Source organism: Cohnella sp. GbtcB17, assembly GCF_019091135.1.
Lineage (GTDB): Bacteria > Bacillota > Bacilli > Paenibacillales > Paenibacillaceae > Cohnella.
This window is the reverse complement of the sequence record NZ_JAGXJW010000589.1, coordinates 1-228: the sequence shown is the minus strand read 5'-3', so window position 1 is coordinate 228 and position 228 is coordinate 1. Positions and strand designations below refer to the sequence as shown.

Genomic DNA, 228 nt, shown 5'->3' with positions numbered 1-228 from the left:
CCAAGTGATCCAATGGGTTACGGATTCGCGGGGTTGGAAAATCCCGGGCGTTAATCCGATCGTGCAGCGCGCCGTTACCAAAGCTCCCCCTGGAGACATCATTTTGCTGCACGCAGGCGCCTCCTGCCTGCAGACGCACGAAGCACTGCCGCAAATCATCGACCAGCTTCGCGCCAAAGGATATGAATTCGTTACGGTCTCCCAGCTCATGAGCCAGACGGAAACCAA

1 protein-coding gene is annotated in these 228 nt (G+C 57.0%); it reads left to right on the top strand.

The window, feature by feature from the left end:
* Window positions 1–228: polysaccharide deacetylase family protein (locus tag KVT38_RS35140; protein ID WP_483298223.1), on the top strand; the 228-nt coding region annotated here is incomplete at both ends.